Origin of the sequence: Methanoculleus sp. MH98A, from assembly GCF_000691865.1 — an archaeon.
Taxonomy (GTDB): Archaea; Halobacteriota; Methanomicrobia; order Methanomicrobiales; family Methanoculleaceae; genus Methanoculleus.
Window position 1 is genome coordinate 1 of sequence record NZ_JMIO01000212.1, and the last position, 1,126, is coordinate 1,126.

The 1,126-nt window shown below is 54.3% G+C and carries 1 protein-coding gene and 1 CRISPR repeat array; the gene reads left to right on the plus strand.

The features are described from left to right. Positions 1-127 precede the first annotated feature (127 nt). Positions 128-418, plus strand: a complete 291-nt coding sequence (gene cas2, locus EI28_RS12605) for a CRISPR-associated endonuclease Cas2 (protein ID WP_048115382.1) — start codon at positions 128-130, stop codon at positions 416-418. 293 nt (positions 419-711) lie between these two features. Further along, positions 712-1,078: direct repeats of the CRISPR family, unit length 32 nt; unit sequence GTCGCACCCTTCGCGGGTGCGTGGATTGAAAT. Positions 1,079-1,126 lie beyond the last annotated feature (48 nt).

Here is a 1,126-nt window from a genome sequence, read left to right on the forward strand (position 1 = left end):
CATCCGTACCTGAACGAGAAGATACCTATCGGGCTGCTTCCGTATGTGCAGGCCATGCTGATGGCTCGTTTCCTGCGGGGAGATATCGACGGTTATCCGCCGTTCTTCATGAATTGAGGTGTTCTGGATGATGGTTCTGGTCACATATGATGTTAATACGGAGACTGCTGAAGGGAAGAAACGGCTTCGCAGGGTGGCGAAGGAGTGTGTAAACTATGGACAGCGGGTTCAGAACTCCGTCTTTGAGTGCCTTGTCGATCCTGCCCGGTTTGCGAAGCTTAAACATGCTCTCTGTGAAATGATCGATGAGGAGAAGGATAGCCTCCGGTTCTACTACCTGGGTAAGAACTGGAAAAACCGGGTGGAGCACTTCGGTACAAAGGAGGGGTATGATCCGGAGGGTTTATTAGTGGCATGACTCTGCGAACCCCAGGCGAACAGTGATTCCCCGGAAGGTTCGCGGAGAAAATTTTCAAACACTATATCATTCTTGTGGTGCGGCTGTCCCGGTCAGTGTGCTGAGTCTTCGCCCTGAAGGGGGGACTGCGTTGCTGAATATATCTTTGAATTAATATGTCATATGGCGTATTATAATCGACTCGCTACATCTGTCGAAAATAACATTTATCTATCTTCCGATTGAATATCGACTAAATCCGAATTGTCCAGTCTCTCCCGAATGGATGTGAGGATGATCCGGGTTGATTTGCAGTCGCACCCTTCGCGGGTGCGTGGATTGAAATCACCACTCGCCGAAATGCTCGACACAGAGCACCCGGGTCGCACCCTTCGCGGGTGCGTGGATTGAAATCTCGAAAAATGGGTCACGATCACCGACGCGCTCAGTCGCACCCTTCGCGGGTGCGTGGATTGAAATCCGTTGGCGAGGCGCTCCCGCTCGACCCGATCCAGCGTCGCACCCTTCGCGGGTGCGTGGATTGAAATCGGACTCAACCGACGAGCGCCTGCAGCGGATCGCGGTCGCACCTTCGCGGGTGCGTGGATTGAAATAAGTGCGGGGTGAGGGGGTGCCACCCTTCCGCGCCGTCGCACCCTTCGCGGGTGCGTGGATTGAAATATGAAGAGCCCCAACGCGATCGGGCTCTCCGGGACGTCGCACCCTTCG

Excerpts from the sequence above, each read along its gene's own strand:
- cas2 (WP_048115382.1), top strand. The coding sequence starts at position 128 with ATGATGGTTCTGGTCACATATGATGTTAATACGGAGACTGCTGAAGGG.